General features: G+C 30.0%; 24 protein-coding genes. 12 read left to right on the top strand and 12 right to left on the bottom strand.

Annotation, left to right across the window (positions count from 1 at the left end):
• The first annotated feature begins 4 nt into the window (after positions 1 to 4).
• A complete protein-coding gene (locus tag ACOQN8_RS17815) occupies positions 5 to 676 on the top strand; it encodes a TrmH family RNA methyltransferase (RefSeq protein ID WP_235275900.1) in 672 nt (223 codons plus the stop codon).
• On the opposite strand, the gene ACOQN8_RS17810 is transcribed toward ACOQN8_RS17815, so the two are convergent.
• From ACOQN8_RS17810 to meaB, 8 genes are all read right to left on the bottom strand, one after another.
• Positions 677 to 3,274 carry a DUF4132 domain-containing protein gene (locus ACOQN8_RS17810; protein WP_420553725.1) on the bottom strand — a complete coding sequence of 866 codons (2,598 nt, stop codon included), beginning with the start codon at positions 3,272 to 3,274 and terminating at the stop codon, positions 677 to 679. It lies immediately after the preceding gene.
• 13 nt (positions 3,275 to 3,287) lie between these two features.
• Positions 3,288 to 3,671, bottom strand: a complete 384-nt coding sequence (locus ACOQN8_RS17805) for a hypothetical protein (protein ID WP_420553724.1) — start codon at positions 3,669 to 3,671, stop codon at positions 3,288 to 3,290.
• Positions 3,672 to 3,799: 128 nt separating this feature from the next.
• Entirely contained in the window at positions 3,800 to 6,115 is a 2,316-nt protein-coding gene (locus tag ACOQN8_RS17800; protein ID WP_420553723.1) for a type IA DNA topoisomerase, read from the bottom strand.
• A gap of 78 nt (positions 6,116 to 6,193) precedes the next feature.
• A complete protein-coding gene (locus ACOQN8_RS17795; protein WP_235275896.1) occupies positions 6,194 to 6,679 on the bottom strand; it encodes a hypothetical protein in 486 nt (161 codons plus the stop codon).
• Between the two features lie 24 nt (positions 6,680 to 6,703).
• Positions 6,704 to 7,390, bottom strand: coding sequence for an FISUMP domain-containing protein (locus tag ACOQN8_RS17790; protein WP_420553722.1), 687 nt, complete (start codon positions 7,388 to 7,390; stop codon positions 6,704 to 6,706).
• A complete protein-coding gene (locus ACOQN8_RS17785) occupies positions 7,383 to 8,867 on the bottom strand; it encodes a 2OG-Fe(II) oxygenase (protein ID WP_420553721.1) in 1,485 nt (494 codons plus the stop codon). The genes ACOQN8_RS17790 and ACOQN8_RS17785 overlap by 8 nt, the downstream gene beginning before the upstream one ends.
• 13 nt (positions 8,868 to 8,880) lie before the next feature.
• Positions 8,881 to 9,228: a tRNA-binding protein gene (locus tag ACOQN8_RS17780; RefSeq protein WP_420553720.1), complete on the bottom strand. Its 348-nt coding sequence runs from the start codon at positions 9,226 to 9,228 to the stop codon at positions 8,881 to 8,883.
• Positions 9,225 to 10,301, bottom strand: coding sequence for a methylmalonyl Co-A mutase-associated GTPase MeaB (meaB, locus tag ACOQN8_RS17775; RefSeq protein WP_420553719.1), 1,077 nt, complete (start codon positions 10,299 to 10,301; stop codon positions 9,225 to 9,227). Before meaB ends, ACOQN8_RS17780 begins: the two co-directional genes overlap by 4 nt.
• Before the next feature lie 99 nt (positions 10,302 to 10,400).
• On the opposite strand from meaB, the gene ACOQN8_RS17770 reads away from it, so the two are divergent.
• The 8 genes from ACOQN8_RS17770 (at position 10,401) to ACOQN8_RS17735 (ending at position 17,871) form a co-directional block, all read left to right on the top strand.
• Complete coding sequence (locus ACOQN8_RS17770; protein ID WP_420553718.1) at positions 10,401 to 10,955, top strand: RNA polymerase sigma factor; 555 nt, start codon at positions 10,401 to 10,403, stop codon at positions 10,953 to 10,955.
• Entirely contained in the window at positions 10,948 to 11,526 is a 579-nt protein-coding gene (locus ACOQN8_RS17765) for a hypothetical protein (protein ID WP_420553717.1), read from the top strand. The genes ACOQN8_RS17770 and ACOQN8_RS17765 overlap by 8 nt, the downstream gene beginning before the upstream one ends.
• Positions 11,507 to 12,958, top strand: coding sequence for a hypothetical protein (locus tag ACOQN8_RS17760; protein WP_420553716.1), 1,452 nt, complete (start codon positions 11,507 to 11,509; stop codon positions 12,956 to 12,958). The genes ACOQN8_RS17765 and ACOQN8_RS17760 overlap by 20 nt, the downstream gene beginning before the upstream one ends.
• A 110-nt stretch (positions 12,959 to 13,068) precedes the next feature.
• A complete protein-coding gene (gene cysS / locus ACOQN8_RS17755; protein ID WP_150901435.1) occupies positions 13,069 to 14,550 on the top strand; it encodes a cysteine--tRNA ligase in 1,482 nt (493 codons plus the stop codon).
• Positions 14,551 to 14,555: 5 nt separating this feature from the next.
• Positions 14,556 to 15,071, top strand: coding sequence for a GNAT family N-acetyltransferase (locus ACOQN8_RS17750; RefSeq protein ID WP_420553715.1), 516 nt, complete (start codon positions 14,556 to 14,558; stop codon positions 15,069 to 15,071).
• A 1-nt stretch (position 15,072) separates the two neighbouring features.
• The gene (gene yidD / locus ACOQN8_RS17745; protein WP_272151504.1) at positions 15,073 to 15,333 is read left to right on the top strand and encodes a membrane protein insertion efficiency factor YidD; all 261 of its coding nucleotides are present in this window, start codon (positions 15,073 to 15,075) and stop codon (positions 15,331 to 15,333) included.
• A 21-nt stretch (positions 15,334 to 15,354) separates the two neighbouring features.
• Entirely contained in the window at positions 15,355 to 16,194 is an 840-nt protein-coding gene (lgt, locus tag ACOQN8_RS17740; RefSeq protein ID WP_420553714.1) for a prolipoprotein diacylglyceryl transferase, read from the top strand.
• Between the two features lie 165 nt (positions 16,195 to 16,359).
• Positions 16,360 to 17,871: a hypothetical protein gene (locus ACOQN8_RS17735; protein WP_420553713.1), complete on the top strand. Its 1,512-nt coding sequence runs from the start codon at positions 16,360 to 16,362 to the stop codon at positions 17,869 to 17,871.
• 42 nt (positions 17,872 to 17,913) lie between these two features.
• Here the strand turns inward: ACOQN8_RS17735 and ACOQN8_RS17730 are convergent, their stop codons facing one another.
• Both ACOQN8_RS17730 and fumC read right to left on the bottom strand, forming a co-directional pair.
• Positions 17,914 to 18,387, bottom strand: coding sequence for a nucleoside deaminase (locus ACOQN8_RS17730; RefSeq protein WP_150901430.1), 474 nt, complete (start codon positions 18,385 to 18,387; stop codon positions 17,914 to 17,916).
• An 87-nt stretch (positions 18,388 to 18,474) separates the two neighbouring features.
• On the bottom strand, positions 18,475 to 19,875 hold the full coding sequence (gene fumC, locus ACOQN8_RS17725; RefSeq protein ID WP_420553712.1) for a class II fumarate hydratase: 1,401 nt from the start codon (positions 19,873 to 19,875) through the stop codon (positions 18,475 to 18,477).
• Positions 19,876 to 20,021: 146 nt separating this feature from the next.
• Here fumC and ACOQN8_RS17720 point away from each other — a divergent pair, with 146 nt between their 5' ends.
• Positions 20,022 to 20,195, top strand: a complete 174-nt coding sequence (locus tag ACOQN8_RS17720; RefSeq protein ID WP_167850394.1) for a hypothetical protein — start codon at positions 20,022 to 20,024, stop codon at positions 20,193 to 20,195.
• Positions 20,196 to 20,247: 52 nt separating this feature from the next.
• On the opposite strand, the gene ACOQN8_RS17715 is transcribed toward ACOQN8_RS17720, so the two are convergent.
• Both ACOQN8_RS17715 and ACOQN8_RS17710 read right to left on the bottom strand, forming a co-directional pair.
• Entirely contained in the window at positions 20,248 to 20,640 is a 393-nt protein-coding gene (locus ACOQN8_RS17715) for a hypothetical protein (protein WP_420553711.1), read from the bottom strand.
• A gap of 105 nt (positions 20,641 to 20,745) precedes the next feature.
• Positions 20,746 to 23,184, bottom strand: coding sequence for a TonB-dependent receptor (locus ACOQN8_RS17710; RefSeq protein WP_420553710.1), 2,439 nt, complete (start codon positions 23,182 to 23,184; stop codon positions 20,746 to 20,748).
• Positions 23,185 to 23,356: 172 nt separating this feature from the next.
• Between ACOQN8_RS17710 and ACOQN8_RS17705 the strand changes: the two genes are divergently transcribed.
• Both ACOQN8_RS17705 and ACOQN8_RS17700 read left to right on the top strand, forming a co-directional pair.
• Positions 23,357 to 23,890, top strand: a complete 534-nt coding sequence (locus ACOQN8_RS17705) for an OmpH/Skp family outer membrane protein (protein ID WP_235274803.1) — start codon at positions 23,357 to 23,359, stop codon at positions 23,888 to 23,890.
• Positions 23,891 to 23,940: 50 nt separating this feature from the next.
• Positions 23,941 to 24,546 (top strand): hypothetical protein, encoded by a 606-nt coding sequence (locus ACOQN8_RS17700; RefSeq protein WP_420553709.1) that lies wholly within the window; start codon positions 23,941 to 23,943, stop codon positions 24,544 to 24,546.
• The last annotated feature ends 3 nt before the right edge of the window (positions 24,547 to 24,549 follow it).

Here is a 24,549-nt window from a genome sequence, read left to right as displayed (position 1 = left end):
CTGTATGATTGATGAAGGATTGTTAGCTTATTTAGAAGGCTATATTACTGAAAAAAGAAAGAATACTTTTCATAGAGTATTAAATGAAAGAACTCGTCATTTTGCCGTGGTTTTAGAAGATATTTATCAACCTCATAATGCAAGTGCAGTAGTGAGAAGTTGTGATATTTTTGGAGTTCAAGATGTATATGCTATTGAAAATAAATTTACCAATAAAGTTTCTAGACATGTAGCCAAAGGAAGCCAGAAATGGTTAAATATTAATCGTTTTAAAGAAGATGGAGATAATACTAAGGCGTGTTTAGAAGATTTAAGAGGTAAGGGATATCAAATAATAGGAACTACACCACATACAGATTCATGTGTGTTAGCCGATTTTGATGTAACTAAAAAAACAGCTTTTGTTTTTGGAGCAGAGAAAGATGGAATTTCTGATTATATAAAACAAGAAGCCGATGGTTTTTTGAAAATTCCAATGGTAGGTTTTACAGAAAGTTTAAACATATCTGTTGCAGCAGCTATTATTTTAAATGATGTTACTTCTCGTTTACGAAAAACAAAAGTAGATTGGCAATTAACTCCAGAAGAGCAAAAGGTCTTATACTTTGAATGGATAAAAAACACAATTAAGAATCCTGATAAGTTAATTGAATATTATAATAATAGCTTAACTTAACTACCTGTTAATTTGACTAGTTATAGTACTATCTGTAATTTTTGCATCCTCAGCTAATAAAAATGCTTTACTTAGAACAATAGATAATCCTCTATCTCCTTCAAAAGGGATGAATAGTTTATCGGTAGTTTTATCACGAGAGCGAGCAGGAACTATACATAAGTATTGATCGTTTGGTTCCATTAAAATATTACCACTACCAATATGAATTTTATAAGTTCTTAAATCTCCTTTTACAATTAAAAACTTTCCATTTATATGTGCTTTGTTTTTAATTTTTGTAAGTCTAGGTAATAAGCGTTCTAATATAGTTTTTCTTGTTTTAGCAATTTCATTAAGGTCACCAAAAGAGTAAGAGGCCCAATAGTCTCTATTAGATTGCCTATCTCCATTATTATCTCGCCATTCAGGGTCATTTCCAACACTACAAACACCAACAAAGAGATCAACATCACGCATTATTTCAGTAAAGACTACTTTAGGAACGTCTATTAGATTTATAACTTCTCCATTAAGATCTTTAAATTTAACTTGATCTGTGGTTATATATAACCAAATTCCAGTATCGTTAAAAGCATCATAATCATGCAATTCATCAATCCAAAACTCAGCTGTGATTTGATATTCGGGTAAAAATTTAGAACAAACTTCGTCATCTCTACCATCATCATATGCTCCCATCAAAGAATATTTCCAATCTCTCATAACGGCTAATGTTTTAAACTGATGTTGCTTCAGAATATGAGCTGCCATTCTATTAGAGTAATTTTGAGTGTTAATCTCAGCTTCTGTTAAAATATATAATTCTCTAAAGGCTTGTTTAATAGGTTGTTTACATTCAATTTGAATCATTTTTTCTCGCCAAGCTATAATCTCGTCTTCAGTAGAAAAAATAGGATGCCAAAGTTGTACTTTACAAGTTTCATCTATCCAACTTATTATCTCTCCTGTACTATTTTCCCAATTATCATTTCTTAGAATACCATTCTCTTTAGTTCCATTTTGATTAATAAATGTCCAAATTAGTTTAGAAGCAATTGGAAATACAATACCATGATTTAAATAATATTTATTAAAAGAAGAGAAATTCCACGTTCTGTTTAAAATGAATTGATTGTCAATTCTTTGTTTTTGTGCTGAATAAACTTTTTGAATTTCCTTAATTTCCTTTCGAATTAATTTTAATTTATCGGTTAAAGTTTTACTGTTTTTTACAATACTGGGTACTGATTTCATTGTACTACCATCAGCTTTTTTCCATTGCTGAATAACTTTACTACCTTCAATAGTTATAATTAACTTGTAGGAATCGAACGGAATAGTTTTAGTACCAAGTTTTAAATTAAAATCAGGAACAGCCATTTCCTTGAGTTCTTCAACAGATACTTTATATTTTTTAGCTCCTTCAACTAAATATTTATCTATCGTCTTTTTTATATTATTTTGTTTAAGTTTTAATTTTACTCTAGCTAAGGCACCTAAACCATCTTTACCACGAATATTTCCTAATGTATAAGCACAAGCATTTCCTATACCTGCGGCTGCGGGTCCAACTCCAGGCATTCTTGTATAAGATTTTTCTAATAAATTACTTACTAAGGAAATAGTTTCTCTATCAGAAAAAAACTGCATACTCCAAACAATACCTTTTATAAAATTTTTTGAAGGTTCACATAAGTACTCGTAGTGTGAATATTCGTATTCACTATTACCATGGTTATATTTTTGGGTTTTAACGCTAATAGGAAAATCTATAGTAGTTTGCAGAATTTGGTGCACCATTTTTCTGTAAATATCCTTACCGATGTTGTCTATTGAAAGAGAGATTTGTTTTTTTAGTTTTATGGTAGGTTTTCCCCCTGTAACACTATTAAGTAGTATTAATAATGAGTGTAGTTCTTTAGAATTTTTGGTTTTAGTATTTTTAGTTATTTCATTTATAGAAGGTCCAATATCATTAGATTTTAAAGAAAAAGAAACTACTTCATTTTCAGACTGAATAAGACTGTATAGTTTTGTTCTTGCTTTACTAATATCACTTCCCCAATAACGCTTATTAGTATCATTAAAATACTCAGAATCTAATAGGTTTATAATAAAGTTACGTAATTCATCAGATAAATCGTTCTTTTTTAAATGTCGTTCAATTTGTTGAATAGCATAATTTATTGGAAAATCTGAAAGAGTAGTATGTGTGATGTTATAATCTATTTTAGTCAATAGATTCAATAGTGAATTAAAAAAAGTAATCCATTCTTCTTCATTATAAGATTGGTTTCTTCTCATTAAAGCGCTTAATAAATGTAAGGCGACAGTTTTAGTATTGAATATATCGTGATTATAAGGAGAATGACCAATTTTTTTATAGAATTTAGAATATTCTAAAAGAACCTCTTCAATATACAATAATAGCTCTAATATGAAAGGTTTAATAAAAGAAGGTTTTTCTTTTTTGAGAAGTTCGTAAGCCTCAATTCCAGATAAATCATTAGGTCCATAAATGTAATTATTAGTTTTTTTTATGTCCTTTACAATTTTACTTACATGGTTAATGTTTTTTTCTTTTTTAGTCAATTTTGATTTTAAAAAATTAAACATAGCAATATGAATTTTATCCTCCAACAAGAGGAGTTAATTTTATAAAAGATACTGATGTGGTCTCATCAACCAATATTTTTTGCTCTACACTTTCAATTTGTTCATCATCTACTAATATGAAGAAACCATTTTTTTGAAAGGAGTCTAAAGCGATATACAATTGTTTTTCTAAATCTATATCTGGTAGCGTTTTTTTACTTAAGCGAGTCTCAAGATTTATGGGAAGTACTAGGCCATTTTTATAGGCGTTAACATCGTTTTTATAACGTTCTATCTCAACTTTAATTCTTTCTCTTATAAGTTCAAGTGTTGATATATATTCGTTGTTAAACTTAAGAGTTATTTCATTTAGTATATTTCCACCAAGATTTTCATCTTTTATAACGATACTTTTCATAGATAATTTGTTTGAGTTAAAATTAATCAAAATTGTACTATAAAGATAAATATAGGTCGTTTTATTTAGTATTTATATAAAAAAATTAGAAACAAATGATAGGATAATAAAGTATTGTAAAAACGAAGTTAATTTGAAGAAATAATTTTTAAAACTAATTCTTTGGTTAATGGTTGTCCATTAGCCATTTTTTTGATGTTATCGAAAGTAAAAACAAAGCCACAACCGTTTTTATATTCAGAACAACCGTAAGCCGATTTACCTTTTAAAACAGTACCTTTTTTACACTTCGGACATGTAATTTTATCACTATCGTTTTGTGAAGTTTGTTTAGGAGTTGAAGCTCCTTTTTTTGGTTCTAATTTTAATTTAAAATCATCATCAAAACGAACCAAGCCTTCAACTTTTTCATCGCCTTGTTTAAAACCTTTTAAATTGGTAGTACAACCTTTGTCAATTAAACGAATAAGTTGAGTTTCAGAAATCTTTTTACCTAAAAATTGGAAGGCTAAAACAAAATCACATCCGTTTTTATAATTAGAGCATCCAAAAGCTGAGTTTCCTTTTAGTAGTTGACCTTTTTTACACTTTGGACATTCTTTTCCTGCAACTTCTTTCTTTTTAGAAGTTTTTTTCGGTTTTGTAGTTGCAGTCTTAACTGTGGTTTCAGCAGATAAACGAGCAGTTTTTTTACTAGATCGTACTTCATATACTAAAGTATCTACCATTCGTTTCATCTCTTTTATAAAGTGAGAAGCATTGTATTCACCACGTTCAATTTCTTTTAAACGTTTTTCCCAAAGTCCTGTTAATTCAGCAGATTTTAATAATTCATTATCAATCAAATCAATCAAATCTATACCTGTTTGGGTTGGAATAATTAACTTCTTTTGACGTTCTATGTATTTTCGTCTGAATAATGTTTCTATAATACTAGCGCGAGTAGAAGGGCGACCAATTCCATTTTCTTTCATTAAGTCACGCATTTCTTCATCATCTACTTGTTTACCAGCTGTTTCCATAGCTCGTAATAAACTTGCTTCTGTATAATTTCGAGGTGGTTTGGTCTCTTTTTCTAAGAAAGACGGTTCGTGTGGACCCTTTTCACCTTTTTCAAAAGTAGGTAACACATCTTTTTCTTCATTTTTCTTAGTATCTATACCAAATTCAAAAACTTCACGCCAACCTTTGGTTAAAATTTCTTTTCCAGAGGTTCTAAAAGGAACTTTGTCAGCTTCACCTTTTACTTCTGTTTTTGCAATATCACTATCAGGATAAAAAACAGCAATAAATCTACGAGCAATTATATCGTAGACCTGTTGTTGATTATACTGTAAATTGATTTCTATTCCTGTAGGAATGATAGCATGGTGATCTGTAACTTTTTTATCGTTAAATACTTTGGTCGATTTACGAATTTTCTTTCCTAATAAAGGTTGTGTTAAACTTGCAAATTGCTTTAACCCTTTTAAAATATTAGGAACTTTAGGATAAATATCATTTGGTAAGAAAGTAGTATCTACTCTAGGGTAGGTAACTACTTTCATTTCATATAATTTTTGAACTATTTTTAAAGTTTCATCAGCAGAGAAACCAAATTTATTATTACAATATACTTGTAATCCAGTTAAGTCAAATAACTTAGGAGCATATTCTTTTCCTTTCTTTTTGGTTACAGATGTTATTTCAAAATCAGCTTCTTTTACCTTGTTAGCAAAAGCTTCACCATCTTCCTTTTTTAAAAAACGACCTTCTTCACAGCTAAAAAGTGTGTTTCTATATAAGGTTTGAAGTTCCCAATAAGGTTGAGGTTTAAAATTCTGAATTTCCTTAAATCGATTAACCAACATAGCTAGGGTAGGAGTTTGTACTCTACCTATGGAAAGCACTTGCTTGTAACCTCCAAACTTTACGGTATATAATCGAGTAGCATTTAATCCCAGTAACCAATCACCTATAGCACGAGAAAAACCTGCGTAATATAAATTGTTATAATCGTCGTTACTTTTTAGATTTTCAAAGCCTTCTTTAATAGCTTCTTCAGTTAAGGAAGAAATCCATAATCGTTGAATTTCACCTGTATAACCTGCTTGATTAATAACCCATCGTTGAATCAATTCTCCTTCTTGTCCAGCATCCCCACAGTTGATAACTACATCAGCTCTTTCAAATAATCCTTTAACAATATTAAACTGTTTTTGAATACCAGAATCTTCCGTTACTTTAGTGTCAAATTTATCTGGAAGCATGGGTAAATTATTTAAATCCCAGCTTTTCCAGTGAGGTTTGTAGTCTTTAGGTTCTAAAAGTGTACATAAATGACCGAATGTATAAGTAACCGCATAGCCATTACCTTCGAAATATCCATCTCGTTTGGTATTGGCTCCTAAGATATTAGCAATTTCACGGGCTACACTTGGCTTTTCGGCGATACAAACTTTCATTAATATAGTTTAGAAATTCGAAATTAATAAAATATTTATGAATGCAGAAAGGAAATAAAAGAGATAAAAAAGAATGTATTATAAGTCAAGTTTTACATCTAATTCTTTAATTAATTCTTCTATTTCGATAATAGACATTTTAGTAGAACATTCAATAGTGTAACTACCTAAGCCAATTTTTAATACTCCCGTATTGTCTTCTTCATATCCTATAGGAACTATTGAAAAAAATATTGGATCTATTTCTTTTGTTTCTAACCCATCTTTAAACCATTTATAATCTGCTAAGTAAGTTACAGAATTTTTATTGAATGTAATTTTTTCAACTCCATAAGTATTCCATAGAGAAATTCTTAGCATGTAGAATCCAAGTAATCCAAATATTCCTATTCCTATTAAGAAACCAAAATGAAATTTTTGTTTTAGATAAAAGGAGAAGAATAATCCTATTATTGGGGCTAGAAAGAATAGAAAAGAAAATAAAAACATAATCAACCTTATGAAAAAAGGAGATTTTTTTACTTTTAAAATTAGTTCATTATTGTTTAAATAATATTGTTTCATAGCTATATTTTTTGCTAAAAATAATTAATCTTTAACACATCGACAAGATAAAGCCATGTTGGTATTATTGTTTTTGTCTTTCCATTTATTGACAAAAGTTTTTCCGCTAAACATAAATCGAGCAGTAGCTATATTATTTTCGGTTGAAGACCAAAATGCTGCTGCAAATCCTAAACCTTCAAAACCTTTTGGAAGCCCTGTTTTTCCTGTATCAAAATAACCAGCTGGAAGTACATTGAATTTAAGTTTGTTGGTGTTATTAGATTCATTATTCCAATGCTCTACGCTTCTCATGTGTATAGCATGTTCACCACGCCAACCACCTTTGCTAATAAAAGAAGAGGGCATTCCGTGAGCTATTTCTAATTCGTCCCATTCTATATCAGAAGGAATATGCCAGCCTTTTGGACAAGCATCTTTTAAAGAATTTAAGTTATATAATCGACCATAAGTTTTAGAAGGATTGTTAGGGTTTATTATAGAACCAGAAGAATTGTAACGTAAATTTTCTGCCATCCATATTTTGTTTGCAATTCGAACAGTTTTGTAAGTCTCACCATCCCTTGAATCTGTCAGATTATTTTGAATTATTAGAGTTTTTGGTTTATGTGGAGTAGTAGTTTTTTGCTTTTTGTTTGTACAGTTAAAAAAAACAATAAGTAGAAAGATATATAGAAATAATTTGATGTTATATTTATATAATTTAGTCATTGATTTTTGTTAATGATTCAATATCCCAAGTTTTGATAGTTCCATCATAAGAAGCACTTATCAAAGTATTTGAATTTAAAGTTTCTACGGATTGTACAAAATTTAAGTGTTTAAATGTGGATATTAGATTACCTTTTAAGCTCCATATTTTAACTGAATTATCTTCTCCTCCAGAAGCAATGTAATTATTATTTAAAATTTTTATAGTCCTAATGGTTTCGGAATGTGCTTGGAATGTTTTTATACTAGAAAGACTAAAATCATTTTTTAAAGTTCTGATAGTAATTTCACCATTTAAATTTCCACTAATTAATTGTTTTGTGTGATTATTAAATGTGATACTAATAATTGGAGAAGTTTCATGAAAGGTATATATAGATTTTTCGTTATTAATATTCCAAATTTTAACAGAACAATCTTCAGAGCATGAAGCAAGAGTATAGTTGTTGATTTTTGTTGTTTGCCAAACCCAATTGCTATGTTCATCAAAAGTTTTTAGAATCTTACCATTAAGTTTTACTATTTTGATAGTGTTATCACCACTACTAGATATAAATGTATTATTAGTTAAGCGGCACAATGAAAGAATAACAGCCGAATGAATTTTAATTTTATTTAGTATTTTATAATTTTCCCAAACAATTATTTGTTTATCTCTAGAACCAGAAATAAAAATATTGTTATTTATTTTTTCAATACATAAAACAGAGTTTAGATGGCCTTTTAAAGAAGTTTTTAGTTTTCCTAAGTTAGTCCAAACTTTTATTTCTTTATCTCGACCACCACTCAAAATAATTTCATCACTATTTTTTAATAAAGACCAAATATAACCTAGGTGCCCATAAAATGGTTGTAAGTTTTTGTTTTCCTTTTTTTTGGAATATAGGATATCACTTCTTAAAACAAATTTCTCACCTTGTGTTAATATTTCGCCTTCATGCCAAACATTATGGTCAAAAACAATCAAATCTCCCTGTTTAGGAATATATGACGCCCAAACTTTATTTGTGCTTTTAGTTTCGAAAAATAAGGTTTTACCTCCTTTGAATTCATTTGCATCATTTAAATAAATCATAAATGTTAACTTTGATTGAGTTACATGATCTTCATAATGAATACCATCGAGGTGTCTTTTAAAATACTGATTGCTTGAGTACTTACAAAACCTAAGTCTATTATTTAATTTTTTTAAATGCCAAATTCCATTTTCTGATTCAATACTAGAGTTGATTTCTAAGGTTTTTGGTAAAAAAGGCTTTACCTGTTTGAAAAGATAACTAGATAAATCATTATCATTAATTACAGTTCTTTCATTATTCCTATAATGTGCAGGGTAGTTTGTGATAGCTTCTTGAAAAGAATTTCTAATATTGTTATTTAAAAACTTTTTGCATTCAGCTTTAGAAAAAAGAGAAGGAACTACAAAACAGATAAGGTCTGAATCAGGTAAAATATTTTGTATTTTTAAATTTGTCAAAGCGAACTAATTTCTACCCAATTCTAGTTCCGTTTTTAATATTTCTTTCAGGAGCAATAAGAGTAACTTCTTTGTTGTCACCAATACCTCCCAAAACTAAACACTCACTCATCATATTTGCAATTTGCTTTTTAGGAAAGTTAACAACGGCAATAATTTGATTTCCTATTAACTCCTCTGGAGTGTATAACTTAGTGATTTGTGCAGAGGTTTTTTTAACACCAAATTCTCCAAAATCAATTTGCATTTTATAAGCAGGATTTTTTACTTCTTTAAATTCTTCAGCACTGATAATTGTACCGATTCGCATTTCAACTTTAGTAAAATCATCCCAAGTTAAAGTGTTAGTTATTTCTTTCATAGTTGTTTATTTAGTAGTCTATTTGCAGCAGCAAAAGGTGTTGTTTTTCCATTTTCTAATTTGATAAGCTCATTATTTAATAATTCTTTAATAGCAGAATTGTTATAGAAATTATCTTTTAATTGCTGGTTTATGGTTTCCAATAACCAATACCTGTTTTGAGCATTTCGTTTCGTGTCAAAGTAATTACTTTCTATTGCAGCACTTATATATTCATTAATCATTTGATATACATTATCAACTCCTTTGTTGTGAAGCGCACTAGCTAGTAAAACTTTAGGTTGCCATCCGCTATCTTTAGGTGGATATAAGTGTAACGCTCTATTAAACTCAACTTTAGCAATCTTAGCGTTTTTCTCATTACCACTATCAGCTTTGTTGATTACAATAGCATCAGCCATTTCAATAATTCCACGTTTAATACCTTGTAGTTCATCACCAGCACCAGCAAGTTTTAAGAGTAAGAAAAAATCTGTCATTGAGTGTACCGCAGTTTCAGATTGACCAACCCCAACGGTTTCAATAATAATGGTGTCAAATCCAGCGGCTTCACATAAAATAATACTCTCACGAGTTTTTTGAGCTACTCCACCTAGAGAAGTACCAGAAGGAGAAGGTCTGATAAATGCATTTTCATCAGTAACTAATTGTTCCATTCGAGTTTTATCTCCTAAAATACTTCCTTTGTTAATAGAACTACTAGGATCAACAGCTAAAACGGCTACTTTTTTCCCTAAAGAAGTAAGGTGTTTTCCTAAAGCTTCAATAAAGGTACTCTTACCAACTCCAGGTACACCAGTAATACCTATTCTAACAGATTTATTGGCATGAGGTAAACAAGCTTCTAAAATTTCGTTAGCTTGTTTTTGATGTTTATTATTTGTGCTTTCAACTAAAGTAATTGCTCTACTTAGAAAAGGAATATTACCCGCTAAAATATGATTTACGAATTCTTGAGTTGTAGTTCTTTTTTTTCTGTTTAATTTTATTTTTTCAGCAGAAGATTTACTGGTTGTTTCTGGTTGAGAAACACCATCTTTTTCAGAAAGAGCAGATTTGTTTTTGTCAGTCATATCAAGTGAAAACGAAATAATAATGTAAATTTAGAAATAAAATTTAGCAAAAATGCAACACTAGAAAAAAAGTATCGTCTTTAGTATAAGAAATCAAAAATGAAACCAACTAAACAGCTACATCAATCAGTAATAGATGCATGTAAAAACAATGATGCAAAAGCACAAATGCAATTGTATGATTTGTATTGCGAAGCTATGCTTACAATTGCAAGTCGTTATGTAAAAGATGCTTATGTAGCTGAAGATATAATGCAAGAGGCATTTATAAAAGCGTTTAAAAATATTCAATACTATAAAGAGGAAGTTGCTTTTGGAGCTTGGTTAAAAAAAATAGTAATTAATCAGAGTATAGATTGGTTAAAGAAAAAGAAAGTAGAGTTGATTTCTATTAATGATGAAGTAACCACAATGATAGATGATGATAATGAGGATTGGAATGTGGCAGCTACAATATCATATCAACAAATAGTAAATTGTATAGAAAAATTAAAAGAAAAGTATAGAGTTGTATTAACCTTGTTCTTGTTAGAAGGTTACGATCATAGAGAGATTTCACAAATATTAGGGATTTCAGAAGTAACCTCCAGAACACACTTGTTAAGAGGTAAGAAAAAAGTACAAGAACAATTAAAAGCAGTACATCATGTCTAAAAAAGATATTAGAGAAATATTAAAAGAAGATGTTGAGAAACGAGCTGAATTGTCAACAAATCATAGATTGCGTTTTCAACAAAGATTGATGGAAGAATTGCATGAGAAACCATCAAAGAAAAAGTCATATCAATGGCTATATGTTGCAGCATCTATAGTTGTACTTTTAGGTTTAGGAATTAAATTTTATCCTATTGGAGGAGGTGAAATAGTTGAACCTACTATTATTGAAAAGTCTAATTCTATAGATAATCAAATTAGTTTAGGAAATGTTTCGCCAGAGTTAAAAACCTTAGAAACATATTACGTAAATACGATAAACTATGAATTAAGTCAGTTAGAATTAACTGAAGATAATAAAGAATTATTTGATGGTTATATTACTAAAATAGGTGAATTAACTAAAGAATATAAGTCGTTAACCGAAGAGCTCAATAAAAAAGGAGTTAACGATGATACTATCAATGCATTGATTGGAAATCTGCAATTACGTTTACAGCTGTTAAAACGAATGCAAAAACAATTAAAAGAATTTAAAAATCCAACTCAAAATGACATTCAAACGATTTAAAATTAGTGCTTTAGTTTTACTGCTTACTACGGCAGTATCCGCACAGAAATACAATAAGAAATTTAGCGAAAATTTCAATACTAATAAAGATGTAGTTGTAAATATTAATGCTTCAAATGCAGAGATAGATGTGGCTACATGGAACAAAAATGAAGTTTCAGTAGAAGCTGTTATAGAAGTAGAAGGGCTTGAGAAAAAAGAAGCTGAAAAGTATTTAAAAAATTGGGGATTTGAAGCTCTAGGAAATAAAAGTAAGGTACAAATTAGTGCTAATAAGAATAGATTTCATTCCATAGGAAATGATAATATTGTATACTTTAATTCTTCTGGGAATAATTTTCCAAAGATATATGAACTTCATAATGATAACGACGACGATATTATCATAATTCCAGAAGTAGACAATATAGAAATTCCAGATGTAGTAATCCCAGAAATTAACTTTGAAGAAATTACTTTTGGTAAGGCACTAGAAGATTTCGATTTTGATAAGTATGCAAAAGATGGAGGTAGTTATTTTTTCTCATGGCAAGATGGAGCTAATGATATTACTATAAAGTCTAAAAAAGAGTGGGAAAAGTTTAAGAAAAGTAAAAAGTATAAAAAGCTTAAAAAGAAATTAAAAGAAGAAAGTAATAGATTAAATAGAGAAAGAAAAAGGGAACTTCTGAAAGCAAAAAAAGAAGCATTAGTAAGAAAAAAAGAATTAAAAGAAAAAGCTAGAAAAAGAGAAAGAGATTTAAGATTAATGATAATTGAATCTAAAAGAAATAAATTGCTTAAAAAAATGGGTAAAAATCCATCAAGTTATAGTTACTCGTATTCAACAGAAGGAAATGATTTTACGATAAATGGGAAAAAAATAAAAGTGACTAAAAAGATCGTTATCAAAGTGCCAAAGAATGCTACTTTCGATTTAAATACACGTCATTGTAAAGTCAAATTACCAAAAACGAAAGCTTCAGGAAAAGTAAGTTATGGTACTTTCAAGGCAGATGTGTTAAATGGAGGAAAGTTAAATGTATCTTATTCTCCTGTAACTATAAATTCATTAAACGCCTGTACGTTGTTCTTAAATAATGTAACCGATGCTCATGTAGCATCGGTTGCTAATACAACTTTAGATACAAATTCATCTGGAGTAATAGTAGATAATATCTATGATAATGTAGAGTTGATTAACAAATTTGGAGAGTTAACAATCAAGAAAATACATCCTAATCATAACAATTTTAAAGTGTATTTAAATTATTCAAGTGCTGGAATAAATGTACTAGATATGCAAGGAGAACTAAAATTTGATGTTAGCGATAATATGAGAACTTTAAAAAATGGAGATTTAAAATTTAATGGTGATTTTATAATTACTTCAAAAAATAAAACTTTAGAAGTTAAAGGGAAATACAGTCAATTAACCTTAAAAAAACAATAATTTATAGTAAAAATAATTACTTTAAATTTTTATAAAATTGCTAACAAATTCTTTTTCATTATTCTTCATAAAGTGACTATCTTTAGCATCTGTTAATAGTCACTATTTCTATGAAATTATACGAAGAAAATCAACTAAAAATATATAACTCTTTAACAAAATCTAAAGAGCTTTTTAAACCAGTAACTGAAGGACGTGTAGGAATGTATGTATGTGGTCCAACCGTATACAGCAATGTACATTTAGGAAATGTAAGAACATTTATGTCTTTTGACATGGTGTTTCGTTATTTGTTACATTTAGGTTTTAAAGTTCGCTATGTTCGTAATATTACCGATGCAGGTCATTTAGAAAGTGATGCAGATGTAGGAGAAGATAAAATTGCGAAAAAAGCACGTTTAGAAGAGATTGAACCTATGGAGGTCGTACAACGTTATACGGTAGACTTTCATAAGGTAACTGCACTTTATAACTTTTTACCTCCAAGCATAGAGCCAACAGCAACAGGTCATATCGTAGAGCAAATAGAAATGATTAAAGAAATCATGGATAAAGGATTAGCTTACGAAGTAAATGGATCTGTGTATTTTGATGTTTTAAAATATAATGAAACAAGTCATTATGGAATTTTATCAGGGAGAACTGTTGAAGATGCAATTCACAATACAAGAGCATTAGACGGGCAATCGGATAAGAAAAATCCACAAGACTTTGCACTTTGGAAAAAAGCAGATGAACGTCATATTATGAGATGGCCTTCGCCATGGAGCGATGGTTTTCCAGGTTGGCATTTAGAATGTTCAGTGATGAGTTCAAAATATTTGGGAGAACAAATAGATATTCATGGTGGAGGAATGGATTTAAAATTTCCGCATCATGAGTGTGAAATAGCTCAATCACATGCATGTTCAGGTGTACAGCCAGTTAATTATTGGATGCATGCAAATATGCTGTTGTTAAATAGTCAAAAAATGGCTAAGTCATCTGGGAATTATATTCTGCCAGAAGCTATTTTAACAGGTGAGAATGATATTCTTCCTAAAGCTTTTAGTGCTGGAGTAGTAAGGTTCTTTATTATGCAAGCGCACTATAGAAGTATTTTAGATTTCTCTGGAGAAGCAATGTTAGCTTCAGAAAAAGGATTTAATAAGTTAATGGAAGCTATTAAGAACTTAAAAGGGATTAATGCAGATAAAGTAACTTCTGAGTTTGATGTAAAGGCATGGAAACAGAAATGTTATGATGCCATGAATGACGATTTTAACACTCCAATTTTAATTGCGCATTTATTTGATGCTGTTAAATTTATAAACTTATTAAAAGATAAAAAAGCAACTATTTCTTCTGATGATTTAGAAGAATTAAAAAATACATTAAATGCTTTTTGTTTTGATGTTTTAGGATTAGTTTCAGAAACAAATCAGCAGGATACCAAAACATTAGATGGTACTGTAGAATTATTAATTAAGTTACGTAAAGAGGCAAGAGAAAATAAAGATTGGGCATTATCTGACCAGATTCGTGATGAGTTATTGGCTTTAGGTGTTCAATTAAAAGACGGAAGAGAAGGGACAACTTTTACAATTAATTAAGAGTTATGGTTTTTCAAACTGAAAGACTAGTAGTTAAAAAAATTGAAGAGATTCATAGAAATGAGTTTGTAGAACTTTTAACTGCTGAAGAAATAATAAGCGCAATTCCTCAAGAAAAGCCTTCGGAAGAAAATGTTGAAATGAAATTTCAAATAGCACTTTCTTTTGATGGAGATATAGAAGGAAATGAGATTAGTCTTTTGGGAGTTTTTGAGAAAAATAAAAATGAATTAATAGGTTTAGCAGGTTTTCTTACAAATGATGAAGAGGAGAGAGAATTAGGATATCGTTTTAGAAAAGATTTTTGGGGTAAAGGTTATGCTACAGAAATTACTAAAGAAATGATTAATCATTCTTTTTTATCATTAAAGTTTGAAAAAATAACAGCAGATGTTTGGGTGGAAAATATTCCATCTAATAAAGTATTGAATAAGTTTTTAAAGCCAGTTAAGGAATTTCATAATGAAAAAGATGATTGTACAGATAGACGATATGAATTATTAAAAAAGGATTGGCAGTAAGTTGAAAAAGATTTTAACATATCCGTTTATAATGTTGGTTCGATTTTATCAGACTGCAATTTCACCATTTACACCAGCAACATGTAGGTATTCTCCAACATGTTCAAGTTATACAATACAAGCTTTACAAAAGCATGGATTGTTTTATGGTGGTTGGTTGGCATTAAAAAGAATATTTAGTTGTCATCCATGGGGAGGAAGTGGTTATGATCCTGTTCCAGAAAAAAAGAAGAATAATAGTTGTTGTTCTAATGAGCAATAAAGACAAATTAAAATTATATAAATGAATTTTTTATCAATAGTATGGGATTTGGATCCTGAAATCATAAAAATTGGAAGTTTAGGAATACGCTGGTATAGCCTAATGTTTGTAGCAGCATTTGTATTAGGACTTCGTTTTATGAAGAAAATTTACATCAATGATAATGTTCCAGTAGAAAAACTAGATCCGTTATTTATGTATGTATTCGTTTCTATGTTAATAGGAATGCGTTTAGGAGATGTTTTCTTTTACAGTTGGGATTATTATCAAAATCATTTAATAGAAATAATTTTGCCTATTAAAAAAATGGCTGATGGTTCATGGGAATTTACTGGTTTTACAGGATTTGCTAGTCATGGAGCAGCAATAGGTATTCCAATTGCTATGTACTTTTATGCTAAGAAACATTTACATAAACCTTGGTTATTTATTTTGGATAGATTAGGAATTATGGTAGCTTTATCTGGTTTCTTTATTAGATTAGGAAACTTCTTTAATTCAGAAATTTATGGAAAGCCAACTGGAAGTAGCTATGGAGTTATTTTTAAAAGAGCAGGTGAAACTGTACCGTGTCACCCAACTCAATTGTATGAAGCATTTAGTTATTTAGGACTGTTTTTTGCACTTTGGTACTTCTATTGGAAAACAGACAAAAAGAATCAATCAGGTTTCTTATTTGGGTTATTCATGGTAGTTTTATGGTCGTTGAGGTTCTTTATAGAGTTTTTAAAGAAACCACAAGTAGAAGGAAGAGAAGATTGGGTATTGAATTCTTTAAATACAGGACAGGTATTAAGTATTCCACTAATACTGATAGGGTTTTGGTTAATGTTTAGAAAAACAACTAAAACAGAAGCATAAAATAAAATTAAGGCCAGTCATTTTTGACTGGCTTTTTCGTTAGATTATTTTCTAAATCCTAATATTTCTTTTTTCACAACGTAAAATTAGGGTTTCATGACATTTTTTTAAGACGCTGTGTCAAAATTCAATAATTTGTTAGTAATTAACAAAAACTAACCAATTATGAAATTACTATTAAAACAAAATTTAATAGCAGCACTCATTTTGAGTGCTATTATTTTTACTTCATGTAAAAAAGAAGAAAAAGAGTTAAAGAAAGAGAAGGACAAAATAGCTTATAACGAGAAGTCAAATGCGAGTTTGTGTATGAGCGATTGGTTTCCTCATGAACAAACACCTCCGCCAGAAGAAGGAAAAGGAAGTCCTTTTGATGTATCTAGTACTACAAATAGAATTTTTCATCAATGGTCTTGGCAAAAGTTTTTATGGTTAACAAAACCAACTATTGAGATAGATTTAATTCCTATAATAATCAGAGGAGAGCCAGATCCAATAGTCATTACTAAAAAATTACCTTTATTCTTAAATCCTCAAAGAATGCATCAGGTAACTTCACATTTAGATGATGTTCCATTACAAAATGGAGTTGCAGTGATGTTGAGTGATACTAAACAAGCTGGATCTTCAGGAATATTAAAAACTAATCCAGCATATAATAAAAAGAATAATAAAGCAGAAACGGTTTACTACTCAATTCATGTAAGTCCAATATTTAAAAAAGCTGCAACTAAGTTTAAAGATTCTATTTTAAACGGGACATTATCGAAAGATAATTTATCGTCTTTTCCAGTTGGTTCATTAGAATTAAAAGTTTCTTGGGTAGCTAAATCAGCAATTCCAGAAGATAAAATAGACGATTATTATACAACAGTAGCAGGAATTAGTGAAAACGGAGTAGATTATGTTAATACAGAAGTAGCGTTATTAGGAATGCATGTTGTAGGAGTTGTAGAAAATCATCCAGAGTTTATTTGGGCAACTTTTGAACATACAGATATGGCTCCAAATTATGACAGAGGAGAAGATAAAGCAAGTTCTTCAACAGAGAAATTGTTATTTGAAAAAGGAGAAACCTCTGGTATAGCAGGTATAACTTGGGATACATTAACAAAACAACCTGTTTTAAAAAGTAAGGCTTTTGATTTGTTTCAATATGGAGTTCCAAGAGATAGTACAGGAGGGTTTATGAAGAATACAAGTCAAGAAGAGCCTATAAACTTTAAAAATATTAGTGATATTAATGCTTGTGTAAAAGGACACTTAGAGAAAGAAAAAGGGCCTTGGAAAAACTATTTTTACAATGGTTCTATTTGGATAGATACTGATGGATTTACGCCAGAACAACAAGCACAAATATTAGTTGGATTAAGAGGAGAAGTATCTAGTGCTTATCCTGGAGCTTTCGCTAGAGGATCGTTAAATTGTGCAAATGTTACTATGGAAACATTCACTCAAACTTTTCAAGATAAACTGTCGGAAGTTAATGTAGGGAATTTGGCGAATTGCTTTAGTTGTCATAATGCAGTGAGCTATACTAAAAATAGCTCGCCTATTTATATGAGTCATATTTTTGATGCTTATATAAAACGAGCAGAAGGAAAAACATTTAATGAGGTAGAAGCAATGAAAGCGAAACAAGAAGTAGAGGAGTTTATTAGATTTCAATTAGAATAAAAGCTAAAAAAAATCCCTTGTACATATTACAAGGGATTTTTTTTAATATTCTATTTTGTCTTGCTTTTCAGTCCATTTTTGGAATGGCTCTAAAGCAATGTCACGTCCAATTTGCTCAAAAGGAATACTTCTTTTTTCGTATGGTAATGGAATTTCTTTGTAAATAAATTCGTCATCAAAACCAATATTAGCAGCATCAACTTGATTACTTCCGTAATATACTTTATCAGGTCTAGCCCAGTAAATAGCACCTAAACACATAGGACAAGGCTCACAAGAAGTGTATACTATACATCCATCTAATTGGAAAGAACCTAAGTTTTTACAAGCATCTCTAATAGCCGTAACTTCTGCATGTGCAGTAGGATCGTTAGTAGAAGTAACTTTGTTATTTCCACGTCCAACAATTTCACCATCTTTTACAACGATACAACCAAAAGGTCCACCTTCGTTATTTTGCATTCCACGTAAAGCTGCTTTTACAGCTTCACTCATATATTCTTCGTGTTTGTTCATCTTCATTATCTTTTAATATGGTTAATTCTTTTCGCTAAAAAAAGCCGCAAAAATTGCAGCTTTTAAGTTTTGTACAAAAATACAGTTTTATTTTAAACTTCCAGTCATGTCTTCTGGTTTTACCCATTCGTCATATTGCTCTGCAGTTACATATCCTAAATTAATAGCTTCTTCTTTTAAAGTAGTTCCATTAGCATGTGCTGTATTTGCTATTTCAGCAGCTTTATAATATCCTATTTTAGTATTTAAAGCAGTAACTAACATTAATGAGTTGTTTACTAATTCAGTAATTCTTCCATGATTAGGCTCAATACCAGCAGCACAATTAACATCGAAAGACACACAAGCGTCTCCAATTAATTGAGCAGATTGTAATACGTTAGCAGCCATCATTGGTTTAAATACGTTTAACTCGTAATGCCCTTGAGTACCACCAACAGTTACAGCAACATCGTTACCCATAACTTGTGCACATACCATAGTAATAGCTTCTGCTTGTGTTGGGTTTACTTTTCCAGGCATAATTGAAGAACCAGGCTCATTTGCTGGAATAATAATTTCTCCAATCCCTGATCTAGGTCCTGAAGCCATTAAACGAATATCATTAGCAATTTTATTTAATGAAACAGCTAATTGTTTTAAAGCTCCATGAGTTTCAACTAAAGCATCATGTGCAGCTAAAGCTTCAAATTTATTTTCTGCAGTAACAAACGGTAATCCCGTAAATTCAGCAATATATTTTGCTACTAATACATCATATCCAGCAGGAGTATTTAACCCAGTTCCCACAGCTGTTCCTCCTAAAGCTAATTGAGATAAGTGCTCTAAAGAATTTCTTAAGGCTTTTAAACCAAAGTTTAATTGTGCAACGTAACCAGAAAATTCTTGTCCTAAAGTTAAAGGAGTAGCATCCATTAAGTGTGTACGACCAATTTTTACAACATCTTTAAAAGTTTCAGATTTTGCTTGTAAAGTATCGCGTAATTGTTCAACTCCTGGAATTGTAGTTTCTACAATTTTCTTATATGCAGCAATGTGCATTCCAGTAGGGAAGGTATCGTTAGATGATTGTGATTTATTTACATCATCATTTGGTTGAATAGTTTTTTCACCTTCACCAATTACTTTTCCTGCAATCTCGTGTGCTCTATTAGCAATAACTTCGTTACAGTTCATGTTTGATTGAGTACCCGAACCAGTTTGCCAAATGACTAAAGGAAACTGATCATCATGCTTACCTTCTAAAATTTCATCACAAACTTGCGCAATTAAATCACGTTTTTCTTCTGCTAAAACACCTAATTCAGCATTGGTATAAGCAGCAGCTTTTTTAAGATATGCAAATCCGTATACAACTTCTAAAGGCATAGATCCAGCAGGACCAATTTTAAAATTATTACGAGAACGTTCTGTTTGTGCTCCCCAATATTTATCAGCAGGAACCTCTACTTGTCCCATGGTATCTTTTTCGATTCTATATTTTGTCATTATAAAATGATTTAAAAGGCTTTAAATTAACGAAATCCAAAATTACAAATTCTTATAGTTTTTAGTAATGATTTTTATCAGATTTTATTGGATGAAAAGAAAAATAGTTTTAATTTTGTCGCGTAACAAATTATTAATAGGAACAAATGTTAGATTTTTCAGAATTTTCAGGATTAGTATTATTCATGTTTATTTTTACAACTGGATTTTGGTTGTTAATTTTCTTATTAACATTCGTAGTTCCTTACTGGATTGGTGGAACTATCTGGGAGAATTTAAAATTAAAGAGAGAAGCTAAGAAGGCTGCTGAAGGTAAGTAAGCTTTCTAAATACTATAAACAAAAAGGTTCGCAATACGCGAACCTTTTTGTTTTAAAATTGATTTCTTCTATTTCCGTTTCTTTTTCCTCTAGGTCGCTCTTTTCTCTTTTTCTTTAATTGTTCCTTCATAATTTTTCTGAATTCAATTATTTGTTCTTCATTTAAAAATTGACTTAGTTCCTTTTCTTGTTTTAAATTAAGCTCTCTAATTTGAACCTTTTTTTCTTCTTTAGGCATTTCTTGGTTGTGCAAAGCTCTTTTTTGTTGACTGTATTTTACTACCACTTCTTTAACCATTAAAAGTTGAATATTATCTAGTTTTAATTTCTCTTGAACTTTTTCGAGTTGTAGGTCAATTCTTTTTGTTAGGTTTTCTTGTTGTTGTGAAAAAACATTAGCAAGAGCTAAGAAAACAAATAGGCCAGTTAAAATGATTTTCTTCATAAATAAATCTTTAGTTTTTAATTAGACCTTTGGAATAGCTATGGGGTTATTTAATGAATGATAAAGTGTTGTTAAAAAAAGAGGAAACTAATTGTTTCCTCTTTTTTATCCACCAAATTCTTCACCACCACCATCAAAATTTCTTTGTGGTCGTTCTCTTTTTTTCTTTTGATTGAATCTATATGTAAAACTCAATGATATTTGACGTTCTCTCCATTGAAAATCTCCTTCAGAAATAGTACTAGGGTTTTCTCTACTTCCAAAATACGTAGTGCTTTGACGTTTACGAGAATTGAATAAATCGCTTACATTTAAAACTAAAGAAGCTTTGTCTTTAAAAATGTCTTTACTAAAAGATAAATTGGTAACAAATACACCATCTCTATCGGTTTGTGCAGTAGCTCTTGGTCCACGATACATTATACGAGTTTGCCATTGAATTTTACCAGGTAAAGTTATTCTCGAATTAAAACGTGTAAACCAACTACTTTCATTTACTTCATCTAAAATGGTTGTTACTTGTTGTCCGTTGGAAGCTGTGTAAACATATGTAAAAGCATCTGTATTAAATTTAAAATAATTAAATGAAGCAGAGAAGCGAGCCCATTTGGCTGGAGAATAATTGGTAGTAAACTCAAAACCATAACGCTGCTCATCATTTAAATTTACTGGCTGCCTAACAAATACATTTGTACCATTTCTTACTTCTACAATAGACACAGGTCTAATTAAATCTGTTGAATTTTGATAGTAAATAGAAGCACCTAAATTAAACTTGCTAATTTTTGTGTTATAACCTAAATCATAAGAACTGGTAAAAGTTGGAGTTAAATCTGGATTTCCTCTAAATATATTAGTAGGAGAACTTCTACTTTCAAAAGGGTTTAAAAACCAGTGACGTGGCCTTCTTAGTCTTCTACTATAGCCTAATGTAATATTTTCATTATCGTTAAGCTCATATCCTAAGTTTACAGTAGGAAACCATTCAGTAAAATTTTTATCAGATGTTTGATTGGTAGTAATAACATCCAAATCAATATCAGTAATTTCAGTTCTTAAACCTAATAAGTATGAAAACTTGTTTATTTTACTACCAAACTGAGTATAAAAAGCATAAATGTTTTGTTTGAAGTTAATAGCATTAGATGGATCAAAATTATTAGTAGGATCTAAAATATTTACTTTAAAATCAGAATTTAAATCTTGTAACGTTGTCTTATGTCCAAATTCAAACTGACTGTTTTCTCCCATAGGTAAAACATAATCAATTTGTAAAAGTTTGTCTTTTGAAGTGGTTATTTGAGAGTTGTCTTCAATTAATATTCCATTCGATGTAATAGGAGATAGCTCAGTTTCATCGCTTTCACCATATTGCAAATCGATTGTTAACTTTTGTCCTTTACCATCAAAATTGTTGGTGTAATTTATAGAATATTGTTTGTCTGTTCCTTTTTCATCTTCGTCTTCAATACGTAAAATTTTTCCAGGATTTTTAAACATTATCTGTTCAATATTGTTTGTAGCTATATCATCACCTTTTGAGTCTCTATAGAAGAAAGAACCAGTAATAGAGCTGTTTTTGGTTAGGTAATATTCTAAACCTAATGAAGCATTGAAATTTTTATTCTTTCTATCAAAAGTTCTGTCTTCAATTTGTATACTATCTATGATGTTATCGTCACCTAAATAAGAAAATTTAGAATAAGAATTCCCTGGACCTTTACGATAAGAATATCCAATGTTAGAGAATAAATTAATCTTTTTAGTACGATAGTTAAGATTAGGAGAAAGCCTGAATTGATCTGGGTTACCAACGGTAAGATTCACAGAACCATTAAACCCTGTAATTTTTCCTTTTCTAAGAATAATATTTAAAATTCCCGCAGTTCCTTCAGCATCATAACGAGCAGATGGAGCTGTAATTACTTCTACTTTTTCAATAGCTTCAGCAGGTAAATTTCTTAAAGCATCGGTTCCTGTTAAACCCACTAAAGCAGATGGTTTTCCATCAATAAGAATACGAACATTTTCATTTCCTCTTAAGCTAACAGCTCCTTCAGCATCTACATTTACAGAAGGAACATTATCTAAAACATCAGAGGCATTTCCTCCTTTAACAGTCATGTCTTTACCTACGTTATAAATCTTCTTATCTAAACGAATTTCTACTGTAGATTTTTCTGCAATAACTTCTACTTCTTCTAAAGTCTCAGTATCTTCAGATAAAGTTATAGTTCCTAGATTGGTGTTTTGAGATAGTTTTTGGTTTGGAAGTGTTTTAGTTTTAAATCCAATGAATTCAATTTTTATAGCATATTCACCCTTTGGAACTTGAATGTCAAAATTTCCTTTAGGGTCTGTAATCCCTCCAGTTACTCGTTTGCTTTTTACATGGGTAAGTACAACAGTAGCGTATTCTAAAGCTTGCTTTGATTGTGTTTCTATAACAGTTCCGGATAAAGAAACTTTTGGTCTTTTCTTTTTGGGAGCTTGGGCAAATAAACTTATTGAAAATAATAAGAATAAGTAAGTGAAATATTTCATGTTTGTATTTAATTAAGACCTATTAGACTGCGAAGTTCTTTAATGGTTTAAAGGGATTTAGTTAAAGGAATGTTAAACTAATTTAACAATGCTTTTTTTAATAAAATTAAAAGAATTACATTTGTTTTTCAAAAAATTGCAAAATCAACCAATAAATAATTAAAAAATAAGTATGAAAAAACTAGCTTTCCCTTTAGCAGCTTTAGCTCTAATATTTTCAATACTAACCTTTTTTTTATCACAGAATTCATCAGAGTTGGTGTATGTAGATGTGAATAAACTATTAGATGGTTATAAGAGAACTAAAGTAGTACGTGCAGAGTTTGAGAAAAAAGCCAAAGTGCTAAAATCGAATGTAGATAGTTTGGTAGTAGACTGGCAAAAGGAATTAAAGTTATATGAAAAGGAGCGTTCAGGATATTCGAAGAAAGAGTTGAAATTAAAACAAGAGTTGTTAGGAAACAAGCAACAGCAAATAAATAATTATCAGCAAGCAATTCAGAAACAAATTCAAGAGGCCGATAAAAAAGCTACTCAGACTGTTGTGAATGATATTAACGACTATGTAAAAGAATATGGAAAAGAGAATGGTTATAAAATTATCTTTGGAGCAAGTGGATCTGGTAATGTAATGTATGCAGATGAAAGCTCAGATTTAACAGCTGTAGTATTAGAAGGCTTAAATAAAGAGTTTCAAGGAAAGTAAAATAGAATTTAAATATTGCTATAAATAAAAGAATCAAACACGATTAAGCTATGAATCGTTATTATGTATTACTTATAGGTATACTATTATTAAGTAGTTGCGGAACAAAGTCTTTTGATACAAAAGATGAAATGTGGAGCTACTTACAAGATACAGATCATGGTTATTTACAAGAGAAAAATGTAAATAACTATGATTTTTCGTTGTTATATAAACCTACAGATTTATTGGTACTACAAGAATTAGGCGATGTAAAGGATAAAGAAAAAATAAAAAAACTTCGAGATAAATACAGTCAGTATTTGTATTTCACTTTATCGATGTCTAGAAACAACAAAGAGTTATTGAGTACTACACCACGAAATAGAGAAGAGTTTGGACGAATGGTGAATGAGCTAGCCTTTGGAATGGATAAAAAAGTACATGTTTTTACACCAAAGAAAGATACATTAGGCTTGTTGGATTATGTTTATCCTAGAATGTATGGGATGAGTAGAGCAACAACAATGTTATTTGTGTACCCTAGAGACAAAAAATATTTAAAGGAAGAGTATTTAAACTTAACAATAGGTGATTTAGGAACTTATACAGGAGAAGTAAAGTTTAAAATACGAACAAAATTAATAAAGAAAGAACCCAAACTAAATTTTAAATAAAAG

The sequence above is a fragment of the Tenacibaculum aiptasiae genome (genome assembly GCF_965221665.1).
GTDB lineage: Bacteria > Bacteroidota > Bacteroidia > Flavobacteriales > Flavobacteriaceae > Polaribacter > Polaribacter aiptasiae.
Note: the sequence above shows the minus strand (reverse complement) of the source record. Positions and strands in the feature narration are given on the sequence as shown.